Source organism: Microbulbifer sp. SH-1, from assembly GCF_011326135.1.
In the GTDB taxonomy this organism is placed as follows: Bacteria; Pseudomonadota; Gammaproteobacteria; order Pseudomonadales; family Cellvibrionaceae; genus Microbulbifer; species Microbulbifer harenosus.
The window spans coordinates 3,772,449-3,788,919 of sequence record NZ_CP046948.1; the positions used below are offsets into that span (position 1 = coordinate 3,772,449).

A 16,471-nucleotide genomic window follows, 5' to 3' on the forward strand; every position below is an offset into this window, starting at 1 on the left:
GGCAGGGCTTTCTTCCATGGAGGGAGGCGGGTTCCTTCGATTCAGGAACGTTGTTGCCGCATATTTTGCGTTTGAGCGAGTCCCACGGATTTTTTTGGCACTACCTAAGTGCAGGTTACTATGAGCACATTGAATGACGCCGTGGTTTTCCGCGGAAGACTGAATCTTATCCTTGGTGCGACTGCATTCACTATATCTTCGGCGGGGTCTGTGCTCTTGCACATTGTTCTCGCTCTTGCCATATATGGTGAAACAGGATCCGGTTTGGTTACTGCTATATTTATTTCTCTGCAATGGCTTCCCGTATTTATCGTTATTCTGTACAGGAGCGATTGGGACTTTGGCATGGAGCCGCGTAAGCGCTGGTATCTTCTGGATATCATCAGTGCCTTGTTGACGTTGCTGATTATTCCGTTCGTCGGCGAAGGAAACTACATTGCTATTGTTTTACTTCTTCTGCTGCGTGGTCTGTTTGATCATGTAAGTAGAATTACCAAGACTGTTATCGTTCCTTACATATTTCCCAGAGAAAAGCTCAGTTACTACGCCTCGTTCATGCAGAGCGGCTATCATGTCGGAATAGCCATGGCTGCAATTGCGGGTGTATTCCTGGTTTCGTCAGTGAGCCTGGAGACTGCAGTTCTGTTTGATGCCGTAACATTCCTCGTTTCTGCTTTTCTTGTATATTTGATCCGAAATGTCAGTGAAGACAAGTTCCCGGAGTCAGGTAGAAAGCGTCCTATTGGGCAGAGATGTGCGGACTATTTTTCAAGTCTGAAAAGTGATCCTCGGCTTTTTTTCTGCTGCATGCTCCCTCCGCTGACTGCTGCATTTTTCCAGGGCACTTACAGTGTTTTGCAGCCTATTTATCCGGGCGAGCAGTTTGCACTGGGTTCGTCGGCAGTATCCGCCTCATACGTCATGGCGAGCATCGCAATTGTTCTGGGTTCTTCTCTATTTGCAGTATTTTGCAAGTACTCCAGGATTTTTGAGCGGGAATTCTCCGGTGTCCTCCTGGTTGCTTTAGTCGGGTCATTACTTGCTTGCGGAAGCTACTTGGCCTCAGTCTATACCGGTTCGGCAATCGCCTGTGCAGTATTTTTCATCATTATGGTATTCCTGTTCGAGTTTGTGTGGATGCTTGGATACAGCGGAATTGTCACCCTTTCGCCGAAAAATCGCGTGGGATCAGTATTTGCAATTACTTTTGCCGTAGGCTGTTTTCTCGGCAGCGCCACAGCGCTCGTTACTGGTGCCTTGTTGGATATGTTCAATAACAACTTTGTTTATACCGTCAGTATATTCATGACCGTATATGGCGTATTGATTCTGGTGAGTTACGCGCTTTACCGACGCTGGTCATATTCCGTTGATCGCGCACAGCTTTCCAGAGCTTCCGCGGGTTAGTGAAAAAAGGAACAAATGGAGTTGAAGATGGGAAATTGGATATCTAGTGAGTTGCATGATCTGACGCCTGAGAACATGAGCTTACTGTTGGAGCACAAAATTCCGGCTATCAGAGTGCAGGATTTTGTCGATCGGAAAGTCTGTGATGTGGTTGCTTCACGTCTATTGGAGATGCGATTTGCCAACTATGACCATCTGAAAGACATCCCAGTGCACCAAATTGGCTTGTGCCACAATCAGTGGGCGCACGATGATAAAAGCATTTACTTCGGGAAGTGTGAGGAAGCCAAAAGGATTGTTGACGAAATCTACCATGAACTGAATATAGATCCGGTTCAGATGGTGATTCAGTCCATCCGCGACAATGGTGGTCGGCAAGTCTCTGTATTTCACGAGGACGGCTTTGGGGAATATTTTGCCGGTGCCTTTCGCAGCTTCAAGGGGCATGGAAAGCTACATGCTGATCATGCGCCCAGTCATATCAGCACTCCCTGGTCGGTGACGAAAATTAGCAAGCAGCTCACCTGGAACATCTATTACTGCGCCGAATCGGATTCCGGGGAGCTGGTTATCTACGACACCATTCATACTCGTGAAAACGACAAGTTGAAAGTCGAGGGGGACTACTATTTCCCTTACGAAGTTTTGGAGCGGGAGGATTGTGTGAGGATTATTCCGAAAGTGGGGGACCTCATTATTTTCAATACGCAAAACTTCCATGAGATCCTCGGAACCCCGGATGGTAACCGGATTTCGCAAACATCGTTTATCGGTTTGCGAGAGGATGGCAGCCTGGGGCTCTGGTCTTAGACAAGAGTGTGGCAGGTATAGCCGCGGTAATCCTGTGTCATTTTATAAGTGAAATGAAGAACCGAAACTCCGGTATTAATCATGAATAAAGTATTTGCATTGCTGACGTTTTACTCGGCGGTACTGGTGTCAATGCCAGCTTTTTCCGCGAGCAACCTGGTTTACTGCTCTGAAGGAAGTCCTGAATCCTTTAACCCGCAGATAACACTGTCTGGAACAGCGAGAAATGCTACTGCCCCAACGCTGTACAATCGTTTGCTGGACTTTGAACCGGGTACGACCAAACTGGTCCCATCACTGGCAAAGCGCTGGGAAATCTCTCCGGACAACCGCAGCTACACCTTTGAACTGCGTGATGATGTGTCCTTTCACAGTACCGCCTACTTCACGCCAAGTCGCAAAATGAATGCGGACGATGTGCTCTTCTCCTTCAATCGACAGCTGGACAAGGAGCATCCGTATCACATGGTGGGCGGCGGTACTTACCAGTACTTTCAGGGCATGGGTATGGATAAATTGATCACCAAGGTGGAAAAATTGGGAGATCACAGGGTGAGAATCGAGTTGTCACAACCCGAGGCTCCGTTTTTATCCAACCTCGCTATGCCATTCATGTCCATTCTTTCCAGTGAATATGGCGAGCAATTGCAGGGGGAGAACCGCAAGGCCGATATCGACATGCTGCCGGTGGGTACCGGGCCGTTCAAGTTCCGCCGTTACCAGAAGGGCACCAGCATCCGCTACAAAGCGAATGAAGCTTACTGGCAGGGGCAGCCAGCAATAGGCAACCTGGTTTTTTCCATTACCCCGGACCCCAGTGTCCGTTATATGAAGCTTAAGAAAGGTGAGTGTGATCTGGTTGTCTACCCGTCTCCCAGCGACATTGCACAAATCAAGTCTCAGTCCGGCATGGTACTGGCGGAGGAGGACGGTCTCAATATTGGCTACTTGGCGATGAATACAGAAAAGCCGCCTTTCGACAATGTCCAGGTACGCCGCGCCATTGCACACGCACTCAATAAGCAGGCGTATATCAATGCGGTTTATCTCGGCAACGCGGAGCTCGCGATTAACCCCTATCCCCCGAGCATGTGGTCCCATAACGACGAGGTCGCGCAGTACGAGTACAACCCGGAAAAAGCCAGGAAGTTGCTTCAGAAAGCGGGCTACTCCGATGGTTTCAAAGTGACACTCTGGACCCTGCCGGTCAGTCGCCCGTACAACCCCAACGGTCGGAAAATGGGCGAGATGATGCAACAGGACCTGGCCAAAATTGGTGTCGAGGTCGAGCTTGTCAGTTACGACTGGGGCACTTACCTGGATAAGGTCAAGCGTGGCGAGCACGACATGGTGCAGCTAGGTTGGGCCGGTGACAACGGTGACCCTGACAACTTCTTGTACACCCTGTTCAGTTGCGATTCGGTACAGCGTGGGTCGAATAATTCCCGCTACTGCCAGCCTGAGTTTGAATCCCTGATCAAGCGGGCGCGGCGAGAGAGTGACCTGGCTACCCGCGAGCAGCTGTACCGCGAGGCGTTGAGAGTTTTCAGTGAAGACGTACCGGTTATTCCCATCGCTCATTCGAAGGTTTTTCGTGCGCTGAGCTCAAGGGTTGAGGGTTATGTAATGGATCCCTTCGACGTGGACAACTTTTTCCCTCTGTCCGTTTCGAGCAATCGTCAGCAGTGAACATGCTTCGTACCATAGGGCTCAGGCGGTTGCTGGAGGTGGCTACCACATTGTTGGGGGTCTCGCTATTGGCATTCTTCCTGATCCGCGTGGCGCCAGGCGACCCGGTGCTGTTGCTGATCGGTGAACGTGGTTCAGACCCTGAACAGTACCGGGAAATGGCCGCGCATCTTGGCCTGGAGCAGCCGCTGATCGCACAGTATCTGCAGTTTGTCGCCAATGCGCTGCAAGGCAACCTCGGTGTTTCCGTGGTTTCCCAGCAGAGTGTCATTGAGGAGTTGTTGGCGCGCTGGCCCGCGACCATTGAGCTTGGGGTCAGCGCGCTACTGATCGCCTGTGTTTTGGGAATACCCGCCGGTGTAATTGCGGCCGTCTACCGCAACAGCGTGGCGGACTTTCTGATTATGACAGTTTCGATCTTTGGTTATTCGATACCCGTGTTTTGGTGGGGCCTGGTGTTGATCCTGTGCTTTTCGATCGGACTGGATATCACACCGGTAGCTGGGCGCATCGACATCCTCTACGACATAGCGCCCATAACAGGCTTCATGCTGGTGGATACGCTGGCGCCGCAGGTAGTGCAGGAATACGGCTTCTCCGCGTTTGGCAGTGCTCTGGCGCACCTCGCCCTGCCGGCCCTAACCATGGCTACTATACCGCTTGCCGTGTTTGCCAGAACAACGCGTTCGAGCATGCTCGAAGTGCTGTCTGAGGACTATGTCCGAACTGCGCGTGCCAAGGGTTTGAGCGAATTTTGGGTTATATGGCGTCACGCTTTTCGCAATGCGCTGATCCCGATTATCACCGTGGGCGGTGTGCTGTTTGTCACTACAGTGATCACCGGTGCCATTCTGACGGAGACTATTTTCGCGTGGCCCGGTGTTGGGCGCTACATCGTTAACAGTGTTTATGCGCGCGACTATCCAGTGATCCAGGCCAGCATTCTGCTGATCGGTATTTTTGTGGTGCTGGTAAACGGGCTGATCGAGTGCGTTTATAGAGCGATTAACCCCGCAGTTGGGAGGGACAGTGCAAACTAGTATCACGGCTGTTCATCGCCTGATGCCGGGCGGCTGGGGAAACATCGGCTTTTTCGCGCTGGTTACCATGGTGCTATTGGGGTTCCTGGCGCCGCTGCTGCTGGACCTGTCTCCCTATCGGATCGGTGCCGAGCTGTTGGTACCGCCGAGCTGGAACCCGCTTTCAGCGCCGATACTGGGCACGGACGATCTGGGTCGGGATATGTTTGCGCGGCTCGTTTACGGTGCGCGCTGTTCGCTCGGTATTGGTTTTGTGGTGGTGGCGGTATCGCTGGTTGTCGGTGTCGGACTCGGGCTGTTGGCCGGCGTCTATGGCGGCTGGCTGGATGCCGTGATCATGCGGCTGGTGGACTTGCTGATGTGCCTGCCCAGTATCCTGCTGGCCATTGTCATCGTCGCGGTGCTTGGTTCCGGATTGGTCAATGCCGTTGTCGCAGTAACCATTATTGGTATTCCGCGGTTTGTGCGCGTGGTCCGCTCGGTCGCGATTCAGGAAATGCAGAAAACCTATGTGATGGCAGCCTTCGCTAGCGGCAGCTCCCGCTTCCGCGTGCTTTGGTCCGAGGTGCTGCCGAACTGTGTACCGCCGGTAATAGTGCAGGCGGCCCTCGGCTTCAGCGATGCGATTCTGGAAATTGCTGCGCTCGGATTTCTCGGGCTCGGTGCTAAGCCCCCGGTGGCGGAGTGGGGGGCGATGCTCGCAGACGCGCGCCCGTTTATCGAGTCTCACCCTCTCCTGGTTGTGATGCCAGGTGTCTGTATCCTGATTACGGTTCTTAGCTTTAATTTGGTGGGAGACGCGCTGCGCGACCGCCTCGATCCGAAGTTGGCAAGGCTATGATTCTGTCTGTCAAAAACCTGTGTATCGCAATCGACGGAAAACCGGCGGTGCGCGATCTGACATTTTCTGTGGCGGCTGGGGAAGTTCTCGGGGTTGTTGGCGAATCGGGCTGCGGGAAAAGCATGGTCAACATGGCCTTGATGGGGCTATTGCCAGACGGTGTGAGCGCATCTGCCGAGCGGATGGAGGCCTGCGGGATCGACCTGTTGCGGGCAAGGTCACGTGACTGGCGTGCGCTGCGCGGTGGCAACATGGCGATGATATTCCAGAATCCCATGAGTGCCCTCAATCCCTGCCTGACGATCGAGCGTCAGCTGACTGAATCCGTATTACACGCGCATAGCGGTCTGAGCCGCGCCTCCGCTCGTGCCGAGGCACTTCGCTTGCTGGACCGAGTGGGAATCGCCCACGCCAGCGCGCGACTGAAAAGTTATCCGCATGAGCTGTCCGGCGGCATGGCGCAGCGAATCATGATCGCCATGGCGGTGGCCTCCGCGCCACAATTGCTGATTGCCGATGAGCCGACCACCGCACTCGATGTCACGGTGCAGGCGCAGATACTGCAGCTGCTGGAGGAGATCCGCCAGGATACTGGCATGGCGATGATGATGGTGTCTCATGATATCGGCGTCATTGAGCAGTGCGCGCACCGGGTACAGGTAATGTATTCCGGGCAAATAGTGGAGAGTGGGAATGTTGGTGAAGTCATCGCCTCACCCCGCCACCCCTATACGAGAGGTCTGGTGGCGGCCCAGCCTGGCCGCAACAGCCAGCGGCCTAAGAGTCGGCTGACCACGATTGATGGCAGCGTGATACCGATAACCGAAGAGGTCGAAGGTTGTCGCTTTAGATCGCGCTGTAGCCGTACCGATCACCACTGCGTGCAGCCGCCGACGATGCAGCGTACGGAGGCGAATTCGCACAGGGAAAGCCGATGTCACTGGTAAGCATACCCAGCGCTGACACCAATGAAGTGGTGCTACGCGTCGAAAATCTATGCAAGGTGTTTCGCCTGCCGGGGGCGCGCAGTCAGGTATTTAACGCGCTCAACCAACTCAATCTGGCGGTGACCCGTGGACGCACGCTGGCGGTCGTGGGGGAGTCGGGCAGTGGTAAGAGCACTATGGCGCAGCTGATTATGAAGCTGCAGAGACCGAGCGCCGGCCGGGTTAGCTTGCGTATGGACAGTGGAATGCGCGATGTCGCCGATCTTCCAGCACGAGACCTGTACCGAAAGGTCCAAATGGTGTTCCAGGATCCTTACGCCTCGCTCAATCCGCGCCAGAGAATCTGGCGCATAGTGTCGGCCCCTCTCTGCAATTACGAGAACTTGAGTCGTGACGAGCGCTGTCAACGCGCGCTTCACTATCTGCAACAAGTAGGGTTGGGGGAGACCCAGTTACACGCCTTTCCCCATATGCTTAGCGGCGGCCAGCGCCAAAGGGTGAATATTGCCCGCGCTTTGGCCACGAATCCGGAAATTCTGATACTGGATGAGCCGCTATCTGCGCTGGATGTTTCTGTGCAGGCGCAGATCATAAATTTGCTACAGGATCTCCAGCGAGACTTGGGTCTTACATACATTTTTATATCTCACGACATTGCCGTGGTGCGTCACTTTGCCGATCAGGTACTGGTGATGAAGTCCGGTGACATGGTCGAGTGGGGTGATGTGGATCAGGTGCTCGAAAATCCGTCCCAAGCCTATACCCGGCAGTTGTTGGGTAGCATGCCGGGTAGGCCCAGGGAATTGCCGGTGCGAAAGGAGTCGATAAACGTGATAGCCGGTGGTTGACTGTCGCGGGTTTTCAGGGAAACGGGCCGCCCTCTGTGAGGGTCGGGCCAGGAATAGATCGGGGGCAAACATGGAAGCTGAAGCGCTGTTGCACGAACGCGAGGCAGACAGTGATCTCGTCCGCCTGAGGGTCACCATCAATGGCCACAGGCACGAGGGAAAGGGAAGCAAGAAGCTGACGATTCTCGAAAACATCGAAAAAATGAGGCTGCCAATTCGCAGTTCCTGCCGCAGGGGCCGTTGCGGATCTTGTCGGGTAAGGGTTCTTTCCGGAGAGCTTCGCGATAACGGTGTTCGTCTAAACGAATATGTACTTTCCTGTTCCTCTTATCTGCAAGGGGATGGGGATATTTTGCTACCTTATTGAACCTTTTTTCTGGATTCCATTCTCTACGGTATTTCGCTGCGCAACCTGCACTTGCGTGAGATTCCACATGTATACCTGTATGGTGAAAAATTGGTGAGTATAATATGTCAGACTTAATTGAAAATATTCTTACAAGAAAGTCCCAGCCGATAATCGACGGCGATATTGCTCTGTCGGATATAGAGCGTATCGTGCAGTGTGGACTAACCGCACCCGATCACCGGGCGCTGCGACCTTGGCGATACATTCTTTGCTCGAGGGAGGATTGCGAAAAACTGGTTCGCAGGGTGGGGTTGGTGGCCCTGGCGCAAGAGGCCGGTGATACCTCAGTTGAGGAAATTACTGAGGCATTGCAGCGGCTGTTTGCTACGGCGCCGCGGGTTGTCATCTGTGTGCTGGATGTGGATCGAAGTGGCCGAGTTCCGGAAATCGAACAGGTACTTTCTGCCGGTGCCGCTATCCAGAGTATGCTGATAGCGGCGGAAGCAATGGGCCACAGTGGTTACTGGCGGACCGGTAAACTGGCCTACAGCCCGCTTTTGTCTGCAGCTTTGGGATTGGAGGAAAACACGTTGATCTGCGGACTGTTGTGTCTGGGGCGTTTGCAGAAGCGATCACCACTGCCGGCTGCGCAGCGACCGGAACTACATCGGCATTTTTTTAATTTGAATTCGATGCCGTGCGGAGACTTTATCTAAACTTTTTTTGAACATGGCAGTTCGGGTCCACTTTCAGTGGGATTTCAGCCTTCTGGGGCGGACCCGGGTGCTACCCTAAAGCCGGATAATCACAATAAATTCAGGAATTGGCTATGTCACTTTTTTTTGCAATGTTCGGTTTTTCCCTGGTTATGTCGATCACCCCTGGGCCTGTAAATATGGTGATTGTATCCTCTGGTGTCAGCCATGGATTCGGACGCACCATGCCGTTTGTCTCCGGCGCAACCATAGGATTTACCCTGCTGTTGGCGGCCATTGGGTTTGGCTTCTACCAGCTACTGGAAATTTACCCTCAGTTTCTCAAGTACCTGGCGCTGATTGGCTCGGCCTATGTTATTTACATCGGCAGCAAAATCGCCGGGGCGTCCGGATCTATCGATATCGCCGAGCGCGCCAGACCCCGCTTTCACGAGGGCTTCCTACTGCAGTGGCTGAACCCCAAGGCCTGGGTGGCTTGTGTTTCCGGAGTTGCGTTGTTTTCCAGACCCGAAAGCCACGCCAGCCTGATTGCCTTCGTTTCGATATATTTTCTGGTTTGCTACGCTTCGCTTGCCTTGTGGGCCCTGGCGGGGGACCGGGTACGGCTGTTGCTGGGTACCGAAATGCGGGTACGTATTTTCAATGTGATTATGGGAAGCCTGCTGATTGCCTGCGCTGCATATCTGGTTTACTTGCAATTCTTTGGCAGCTGACCGGCTGCCGGTTTACAGTGCCGGGCGTAGATACGAAGAGGCCGGGAAAATTCCCGGCCTCTCTATTTTAGATAGCCGACACTCATTTGTGCTGGGTTAAGAATGTGCGAAATCCCTGCGGCTTGCGCTGCAGGCGAGGCGTCAGACGCTTGGCAGTAGTCCCGCCGGCGTAAAGTCCAGATAGTTGCCGCTGGCTATCAGTTGCTTGGCCTCTTCGATATCCGGCGCGAAGTAACGATCTTTATCATAGAAAGAAACCCGCTCGCGCAATTTGGCCTTGGCGGCTTCCAGTTTTTCCGTCGATTTCAGCGGTGCGCGGAAGTCGAGGCCCTGGCAGGCGGCCAGCAGTTCCACCGCGAGAATGCCACAGGTGTTGTCGGCCATGTCGCGCAGGCGGCGGCCGGCGAAGGTCGCCATGGATACATGATCTTCCTGGTTGGCGGACGTCGGCAGGGAGTCGACGCTCGCCGGGTGTGCGAAGGTCTTGTTCTCGCTCGCGAGTGCCGCGGAAGTGACCTGCGCGATCATGAAGCCGGAGTTGACCCCGCCGTTGTCCACCAGGAACGGCGGCAGGCCGGACAGGCTCGAGTCGATCAGCAACGCCATGCGGCGCTCGGACAGGGCGCCGATTTCCGCAATCGCCAGTGCCAGGTTGTCCGCCACCATCGCCACCGGCTCCGCGTGGAAGTTGCCTCCGGAAATGATGTCGGAGTTTTCCGGGTTTTCCTCATCCGTGAATACCAGCGGGTTATCGGAAACGCCGTTGGCTTCTGCCAGCAGCACCTCGGCGGCGAAGCGGATCTGCTGCAGGCAGGCACCCATGACCTGGGGCTGGCAGCGGAGGCTGTAGGGGTCCTGCACCTTGGCGCAGTCGTGGTGGGATTCACCGATCTCGCTGCTGTCGCCCAGCAGGTCGCGGTAGCTCGCAGCGACATCGCGCTGGGCTTTCTGACCGCGGGCGGCGTGGATGCGGTCGTCGAACGGACGGCGCGAGCCCTTGGCGGCCTCCAGGGTCAGGGAGCCGGTTACCACTGCGCCCGCGAACAGGTCTTCGGCGGCGAACAATCCTTCCAGTGCGAACGCGGTGGACGCCTGGGTACCGTTCAGCAGGGCCAGGCCCTCTTTTGGCGCCAGCACCAGCGGGCGCATTTCCGCAAAGCGCAGACCTTCTGCGGCGGATTTGCGCTCGCCATTGATAAAGCACTCACCCTCGCCCAGCAGCACTACACTCATGTGCGCCAGCGGCGCCAGGTCACCGGAGGCGCCCACGGAACCCTTCTCGGGGATTGCCGGGTAAACGCCGGCGTTGACCAGTTTGATCAGCGCTTCGATCACTTCCAGGCGGATGCCGGAAAAACCGCGCGCGAGGGAGTTGATCTTCAGCACCATCAGCAGGCGCACGGTATTCTCGCTCATGAAATTGCCGGTGCCGGCGGCATGGGAAAGTACGATGGCCCGCTGCAGGGTTTCCAGGTCTTTCTTTTCGATACGAGTGTTCGCCAGCAGGCCGAAACCGGTGTTGATGCCGTACACGGTGCGGCCCTGTTCCAGCACATCGGCCACGGTTTTAGCTGAGGCGGCGATGGCCGGGTGTGCGTCCTTGTTCAGGCTCAGCTGCACCGGCGCGCGGGCGACGCGGCGCAGTTGTTCCAGGCTCAGTTGGCCGGGGGTGATTTCCAGTTGGTACATAAATTTTTTACCGAAATCCGAAATTGATTCTTGCCTGTAGGAGCCTGCCTTACAGGCGAACAGTCTTGGCGCTTTGCCCGGTTCGCCTGCAAGCAGGCTCCTACAGGGTGGATATGTTCAGGTTCTGGGGTTAGTCCTTGAGCATGGGCAGATCCAGGCCCTGTTCTTTCGCACATTGTTTGGCGATGTCATAGCCCGCGTCCGCGTGGCGCATCACGCCGGTGGCCGGGTCATTCCACAGTACGCGGCCGATGCGTTTTGCCGCTGCCTCGGTACCGTCACATACGATGACCACACCACTGTGCTGGGAGAAACCCATGCCCACGCCGCCGCCGTGGTGCAGGGACACCCAGGTGGCACCGGAGGCGGTATTCAGCAGTGCGTTCAGCAGCGGCCAGTCGGAGACCGCGTCGCTGCCGTCCAGCATGGATTCGGTTTCGCGGTTGGGGCTGGCCACGGAGCCGGAGTCGAGATGGTCGCGGCCGATCACTACCGGTGCTTCCAGTTCGCCGTTCGCCACCATCTCGTTGAACGCCAGCGCCAGACGCGCGCGGTCTTTCAGGCCGACCCAGCAGATACGCGCGGGCAGGCCCTGGAACTGGATTCGCTCGCGCGCCATATCCAGCCAGTTGTGCAGCTGCGGATTATCCGGGATCAGTTCTTTTACCTTGGCGTCGGTTTTGTAGATGTCTTCCGGGTTGCCGGACAGGGCCGCCCAGCGGAACGGGCCGATGCCTTCGCAGAACAGCGGGCGGATATACGCCGGTACGAAGCCGGGGAAATCGAATGCGTTTTTTACGCCCACTTCAAACGCCATCTGGCGGATGTTGTTGCCGTAGTCGAGGGTGGCGGCGCCGCGCTCCTGCAGCTTCAGCATGGCTTCGACCTGGATACCCATGGATTCCTTGGCCGCTTTAACGACTGCCGCCTCGTTCTTTTTGCGCATTTCGCCGGCGTATTCCATGGTCCAGCCTTTCGGTAGGTAGCCATTCAGCGGGTCGTGGGCGGAGGTCTGGTCGGTAACGCAATCCGGTAAAATGCCGCGCTCGACAATTTCCGGGAACACATCGGCGGCGTTGCCGAGCAGGCCCACGGAAATGGCTTCGCCCTTTTCCATCGCGGCGTTGATCATCGCCAGGGCTTCGTCGAGGCTGGTGGCTTTCTTGTCCACGTAGCCGGTGCGCAGGCGGAAGTCGATGCGGGTTTCGTCGCACTCGACGGCGATCATGCAGAAGCCGGCCATGGTGGCCGCCAGTGGCTGCGCGCCACCCATACCGCCGAGGCCACCGGTGAGGATCCATTTGCCTTTCGCTATTCCGTCGAAATGTTTGCGCGCAACCGCGGCGAAGGTTTCGTAGGTACCCTGGACGATGCCCTGGGAGCCGATGTAAATCCAGGAGCCGGCGGTCATTTGGCCATACATGGCGAGGCCCTTTTTATCCAGCTCGTTGAAGTGTTCCCAGTTGGCCCAGTGGGGGACGAGGTTGGAGTTGGCAATCAGTACACGGGGGGCATCGGCGTGGGTTTTGAATACGCCGACGGGTTTGCCGGATTGCACCAACAACGTTTCGTTGTCTTCGAGGCGTTTGAGTACTTCGACAATTTTGTCGTAGCACTCCCAGTCGCGCGCGGCGCGGCCGATACCACCGTAGACCACCAGATCTTCCGGGCGTTCGGCAACATCCGGGTGGAGGTTGTTCATCAGCATGCGCAGCGGCGCTTCGGTGAGCCAGCTTTTTGCATTCAGTTTGGTGCCGGTGGGGGCGATGATTTTGCGGCTGGGGTCGTGACGTTTGTCGGTCATTTTGGCCTCGCTGTTTCCAAATTCTGTGGATAACTTTGAATCGGAGTTCTGTGGGCTTTTGGCCCGGAGTTTTAAAACTGGTTTCGTGGCGGCGGGGCACCGGGTGTAGGTTTTCAGGACCGCTGCGAGTACATCCATGTACGCTTCGGCGCCGCCATCCATGGCGACGACGATCCTGAAAACCTACACCCGGCACCCCGCTTTAAATTCGTATTGCTGCGTTCTTAACTAGAGGCACCCCGTAGGAGCCTGCCTGCAGGCGAACCGCCGCGGCCTGCGACGAATTAGAAAAACTTAAAACCTGATCTGCGCGCCCAGCCGGTATCTATTCCCCGGATGCACCAACCGCGCAAAACTCACCGTACCCGCACTGCTTTTCGTGCGCCGCCAGATCTGCAGGCAGGCCGTCCCCGGTTTGATTTCCAATGCCTTCCCAACCGCCTCATCCGCACCAATCGCCTCTACCGTGGTATCCACTTCCGTCAGCGGCGCCACGCGGGTGAGATATTCGTTGGGAGTGGCCGCGGTGAAGTCCTGCTGCAGGTATTCCGGCACCAGTGTCGGGCTGGTATAGCGTTCCTCGAACTGAATCGGCAGGCCGTTGTCCAGGTGCACGATGATAGAGTGGAACACAACACTGCCTTCGGTCAGGCCGAGGGCGACGGCCACTTCGGTGTGGGCGACGGCCTGCTCCAGTTTGAGGATGCGCGCGGCGTAACTGTGTCCGCGGGCGGCGATTTCGTCGGCGATGTTGCGCACTTCCAGCAGGGAGCCGGCGGGGACCGGTTCGGCGACGAAGGTGCCGAGGCCCTGGGAGCGCATGAGCACGCCTTCGTCGGTGAGCTCGGACAGGGCGCGGCGGGCGGTCATACGGCTGACCCCGAAGTCCTGGGCCAGCTGGTTTTCCGAGGGCACACGGAAGTGCGCGGGCCACTCGCCGCTTTCGATCTGCGCGCGGATATGCGCCTTGATCGCGGCGTAGCGGGGCTGGCTGCTGCTTTCTGCGGCTGTCGTTTGACTGCTCATGCTTGTATGGTCTTCGTCTGCTCGGGTAAAGTGCCTGTCCTGTTGTACATTCTTGTATATACAAGCTTGTGGATGGTGCAACTATGGATTTGGTGGGGCCGGCTGTCAATGGGGCGGGTGTTCGCCTGCAGGCAGGCTCCTACGGAGAAAGGACGGTGCGGTTTCGGATTCGGAGCGCTGAAATCGGAATTGAAGGTGGAGTGCCGGGTATGGCTTTTTGAAAGCGTCAGCGGCACGGACGCCGCTGACGCAGCGTACAAGGATGTATTGAAGGGGGGCGCCTAGCCCGGTTTCAAAAAGCCATACCCGGTGCTCAACCGCTGCAGGTTCAGAACAGTGCGATTGAACAAGAGAATCCACGCCAAAAAATCCCAACCCGGGCTATTGTTAGAATTAACGCCAACTCAGTGAGCGAAGATGACTGAACGCTGTGATCTGCTGATTACCAATGTGCACGCGGCCACCATGGACCCGTCCCTGCCGGGGGCCTACGGTGCGATTGAAGACGCTGCGGTGGCGGTGACCGGCAACAGAATTGTGTGGATAGGTCCGCGCCGCGAGCTGCCCGAGACTGCCGCCGACCAGATCGTCGACGGCGAGGGCCAGTGGCTGACCCCCGGGTTGATCGACTGCCACACCCACCTGGTCTACGGCGGCCACCGCGCCGGTGAATTCGCGCGCCGCCTCGGTGGCGAAAGCTACGAAGACCTCGCCCGCGCCGGTGGCGGCATCCTCTCCACCGTGCGCTCCACTCGCGCCGCCAGCGCCGCCGACCTCTACCGCAGTGCCGAGCCGCGCCTCAAAGCTCTCATCCGCGAAGGCGTCACCACCGTCGAAATCAAATCCGGCTACGGCCTCGACCTCGACACCGAACTCAAACAGCTGCGTGTCGCCCGCCGCCTCGCCCAGCACTACCCGGTAAATGTGACCACCACCTGCCTCGCCGCCCACGCCCTGCCACCGGAATACGACGGCCGCGCCGACGACTACATCGCGCTGGTGTGCGACGAAATCCTGCCCGCGGTGGCGAAAGAGCAGCTGGCGGATGCGGTGGACATGTTCTGCGAAAACATCGCGTTCTCCGTCGAACAGTGCCAGCGCGTCATCGACGCCGCGCACAGGCTCGACCTGCCGGTAAAAGTCCACGCCGAGCAGCTCGCCAGTACCGGCGCCACCCGCATGGCGGCGCGCGCCAGCGCCCTGTCCGTGGACCACATCGAATACATCACCGATGAGGATGTCGCCGCCATGGCCGAGAGCGGCACCGCCGCAGTGCTGCTGCCCGGCGCCTTCTATACCCTGAAAGAAACCCGCGTGCCGCCGGTGGACAAGCTGCGCGCCGCCGGCGTGCCCATGGCTATTTCCACCGATCTGAACCCCGGCACCTGTCCTATTGCCTCCCTGCGGCTGATGATGAACATGAGCTGCAACCTGTTCGGCCTGACCCCGGCGGAAGCCCTCGCCGGCGTGACCCGCGCCGCCGCTCGCGCCCTCGGCATCTGCTGTTCCCGCGGCGTGCTGCGCGCCGGCCTGCGCGCCGACATGGTCTTGTGGCCGATGGAGAGCCCGGACCAGCTCGCCTATGAACTGGGCGCGCTACAACCTGCAGACGTATTTTTTGGGGGTCGCCATGTTACAGCTGGCTGATATGCGCTTATGGAGCGGTCGGATCGACAGGGAGGACGGCAAGGCCGGCCGCCGCTGGCACCAGGACATCGTGCCGCTGCACCTCGACAGCCCGCCCGGTTTTGCCATCCTCGGCTTTGCCAGTGACGAAGGGGTGCGCCGCAACAAGGGGCGCATCGGCGCGGCCAAGGGCCCGCGCATCCTGCGGCTGGCGCTGGCGAACCTGCCGAAGACCTTCCGCGCACCGCTCTACGACGCGGGCAATGTGCGGGTGGAGAAGGAGGACCTGGAGTCCGCCCAGGCGATGCTTGGCGCGCGTATCACCGAACTGATGGCCGCCGGCCACTTCCCCATGGTGCTCGGCGGTGGCCATGAGATTGCCTACGGCAGCTATCAGGGCATTGCGCGCTGGATGCGCGAGCAGCACCGGGACAGGACCCTCGGCATCATCAACTTCGACGCCCATCTGGATATCCGTCTGCCGGCACCGAAAGGTTCCTCCGGCACGCCGTTTTACCAGATTGCCGAGCAGTGCGACCTGAACGGTCGCCCTTTTCACTACCTGTGCGTGGGTGCCGCCGCCACCGCCAACACACCCGCGCTCTACCAGCGCGCAGAAGAGCTGGGGGCACAGGTAATCTCCGATCGTGAGATCGTGCCCTGGCGCATTGAACTGGTACAGAAACAGATTGCCGACTTTATCGACCGGGTGGATTTCGTGTATCTCACCGTCGACCTGGACGTGTTCCCCGCCGCCATTATGCCGGCGGTGAGTGCGCCCGCCGGGCGCGGGGTGGCGTTTGAATTGTTCGAACCGCTGCTGGATACGGTGCTGGAATCGAAAAAGGTGTGCCTGGCGGACATCGCCGAGTTCAACCCCTACTTCGATATCGAGGACCACGCCGCGCGCACCGCGGCGCGGGTGATCTTCCAGATCGCCAACGGCATCAAGGGCTGAACGGCGGC

At 57.5% G+C, this 16,471-nt stretch carries 15 protein-coding genes; 12 read left to right on the forward strand and 3 right to left on the reverse strand.

Annotated features, from left to right (window positions below):
• The first annotated feature begins 120 nt into the window (after positions 1–120).
• The 10 genes from GNX18_RS15545 to GNX18_RS15590 all read left to right on the forward strand — a co-directional run bounded on the left by GNX18_RS15545 (position 121) and on the right by GNX18_RS15590 (position 9,360).
• Positions 121–1,407: an MFS transporter gene (locus tag GNX18_RS15545; RefSeq protein ID WP_166219225.1), complete on the forward strand. Its 1,287-nt coding sequence runs from the start codon at positions 121–123 to the stop codon at positions 1,405–1,407.
• A gap of 27 nt (positions 1,408–1,434) precedes the next feature.
• Positions 1,435–2,217: a hypothetical protein gene (locus tag GNX18_RS15550; protein WP_166219227.1), complete on the forward strand. Its 783-nt coding sequence runs from the start codon at positions 1,435–1,437 to the stop codon at positions 2,215–2,217.
• 81 nt (positions 2,218–2,298) lie between these two features.
• Positions 2,299–3,906 carry an ABC transporter substrate-binding protein gene (locus tag GNX18_RS15555; protein ID WP_166219229.1) on the forward strand — a complete coding sequence of 536 codons (1,608 nt, stop codon included), beginning with the start codon at positions 2,299–2,301 and terminating at the stop codon, positions 3,904–3,906.
• 2 nt (positions 3,907–3,908) lie between these two features.
• Positions 3,909–4,946 (forward strand): ABC transporter permease, encoded by a 1,038-nt coding sequence (locus tag GNX18_RS15560; RefSeq protein ID WP_138234421.1) that lies wholly within the window; start codon positions 3,909–3,911, stop codon positions 4,944–4,946.
• On the forward strand, positions 4,936–5,787 hold the full coding sequence (locus GNX18_RS15565) for an ABC transporter permease (protein ID WP_205827963.1): 852 nt from the start codon (positions 4,936–4,938) through the stop codon (positions 5,785–5,787). The genes GNX18_RS15560 and GNX18_RS15565 overlap by 11 nt, the downstream gene beginning before the upstream one ends.
• On the forward strand, positions 5,784–6,734 hold the full coding sequence (locus GNX18_RS15570) for an ABC transporter ATP-binding protein (protein WP_166219231.1): 951 nt from the start codon (positions 5,784–5,786) through the stop codon (positions 6,732–6,734). Before GNX18_RS15565 ends, GNX18_RS15570 begins: the two co-directional genes overlap by 4 nt.
• The gene (locus tag GNX18_RS15575) at positions 6,722–7,582 is read left to right on the forward strand and encodes an ABC transporter ATP-binding protein (RefSeq protein WP_166219233.1); all 861 of its coding nucleotides are present in this window, start codon (positions 6,722–6,724) and stop codon (positions 7,580–7,582) included. Before GNX18_RS15570 ends, GNX18_RS15575 begins: the two co-directional genes overlap by 13 nt.
• A gap of 70 nt (positions 7,583–7,652) precedes the next feature.
• Complete coding sequence (locus GNX18_RS15580) at positions 7,653–7,949, forward strand: 2Fe-2S iron-sulfur cluster-binding protein (RefSeq protein WP_138234424.1); 297 nt, start codon at positions 7,653–7,655, stop codon at positions 7,947–7,949.
• Positions 7,950–8,053: 104 nt separating this feature from the next.
• Positions 8,054–8,647 carry a nitroreductase gene (locus GNX18_RS15585; protein ID WP_138234425.1) on the forward strand — a complete coding sequence of 198 codons (594 nt, stop codon included), beginning with the start codon at positions 8,054–8,056 and terminating at the stop codon, positions 8,645–8,647.
• Between the two features lie 113 nt (positions 8,648–8,760).
• Positions 8,761–9,360 (forward strand): LysE family translocator, encoded by a 600-nt coding sequence (locus tag GNX18_RS15590; RefSeq protein ID WP_166219235.1) that lies wholly within the window; start codon positions 8,761–8,763, stop codon positions 9,358–9,360.
• A gap of 141 nt (positions 9,361–9,501) precedes the next feature.
• Here GNX18_RS15590 and hutH read toward each other — a convergent pair whose 3' ends face one another.
• The 3 genes from hutH to hutC all read right to left on the reverse strand — a co-directional run bounded on the left by hutH (position 9,502) and on the right by hutC (position 13,879).
• Positions 9,502–11,049, reverse strand: coding sequence for a histidine ammonia-lyase (gene hutH, locus GNX18_RS15595; protein WP_166219237.1), 1,548 nt, complete (start codon positions 11,047–11,049; stop codon positions 9,502–9,504).
• Positions 11,050–11,179: 130 nt separating this feature from the next.
• A complete protein-coding gene (gene hutU, locus GNX18_RS15600; protein ID WP_166219239.1) occupies positions 11,180–12,853 on the reverse strand; it encodes a urocanate hydratase in 1,674 nt (557 codons plus the stop codon).
• A gap of 294 nt (positions 12,854–13,147) precedes the next feature.
• Complete coding sequence (hutC, locus tag GNX18_RS15605) at positions 13,148–13,879, reverse strand: histidine utilization repressor (protein ID WP_166219241.1); 732 nt, start codon at positions 13,877–13,879, stop codon at positions 13,148–13,150.
• A gap of 417 nt (positions 13,880–14,296) precedes the next feature.
• On the opposite strand from hutC, the gene hutI reads away from it, so the two are divergent.
• Both hutI and hutG read left to right on the forward strand, forming a co-directional pair.
• The gene (hutI, locus tag GNX18_RS15610; RefSeq protein WP_166219243.1) at positions 14,297–15,526 is read left to right on the forward strand and encodes an imidazolonepropionase; all 1,230 of its coding nucleotides are present in this window, start codon (positions 14,297–14,299) and stop codon (positions 15,524–15,526) included.
• Entirely contained in the window at positions 15,510–16,463 is a 954-nt protein-coding gene (gene hutG / locus GNX18_RS15615) for a formimidoylglutamase (RefSeq protein ID WP_166219245.1), read from the forward strand. The genes hutI and hutG overlap by 17 nt, the downstream gene beginning before the upstream one ends.
• Positions 16,464–16,471: the final 8 nt, after the last annotated feature.

Excerpts from the sequence above, each read along its gene's own strand:
- GNX18_RS15555 (WP_166219229.1), top strand. The coding sequence starts at position 2,299 with ATGAATAAAGTATTTGCATTGCTGACGTTTTACTCGGCGGTACTGGTG.
- GNX18_RS15590 (WP_166219235.1), top strand. The coding sequence starts at position 8,761 with ATGTCACTTTTTTTTGCAATGTTCGGTTTTTCCCTGGTTATGTCGATC.
- GNX18_RS15545 (WP_166219225.1), top strand. The coding sequence starts at position 121 with ATGAGCACATTGAATGACGCCGTGGTTTTCCGCGGAAGACTGAATCTT.
- GNX18_RS15575 (WP_166219233.1), top strand. The coding sequence starts at position 6,722 with ATGTCACTGGTAAGCATACCCAGCGCTGACACCAATGAAGTGGTGCTA.
- hutH (WP_166219237.1), bottom strand. The coding sequence starts at position 11,049 with ATGTACCAACTGGAAATCACCCCCGGCCAACTGAGCCTGGAACAACTG.
- GNX18_RS15570 (WP_166219231.1), top strand. The coding sequence starts at position 5,784 with ATGATTCTGTCTGTCAAAAACCTGTGTATCGCAATCGACGGAAAACCG.
- GNX18_RS15550 (WP_166219227.1), top strand. The coding sequence starts at position 1,435 with ATGGGAAATTGGATATCTAGTGAGTTGCATGATCTGACGCCTGAGAAC.
- GNX18_RS15560 (WP_138234421.1), top strand. The coding sequence starts at position 3,909 with ATGCTTCGTACCATAGGGCTCAGGCGGTTGCTGGAGGTGGCTACCACA.
- hutU (WP_166219239.1), bottom strand. The coding sequence starts at position 12,853 with ATGACCGACAAACGTCACGACCCCAGCCGCAAAATCATCGCCCCCACC.
- hutI (WP_166219243.1), top strand. The coding sequence starts at position 14,297 with ATGACTGAACGCTGTGATCTGCTGATTACCAATGTGCACGCGGCCACC.
- GNX18_RS15580 (WP_138234424.1), top strand. The coding sequence starts at position 7,653 with ATGGAAGCTGAAGCGCTGTTGCACGAACGCGAGGCAGACAGTGATCTC.
- GNX18_RS15585 (WP_138234425.1), top strand. The coding sequence starts at position 8,054 with ATGTCAGACTTAATTGAAAATATTCTTACAAGAAAGTCCCAGCCGATA.
- hutG (WP_166219245.1), top strand. The coding sequence starts at position 15,510 with ATGTTACAGCTGGCTGATATGCGCTTATGGAGCGGTCGGATCGACAGG.
- hutC (WP_166219241.1), bottom strand. The coding sequence starts at position 13,879 with ATGAGCAGTCAAACGACAGCCGCAGAAAGCAGCAGCCAGCCCCGCTAC.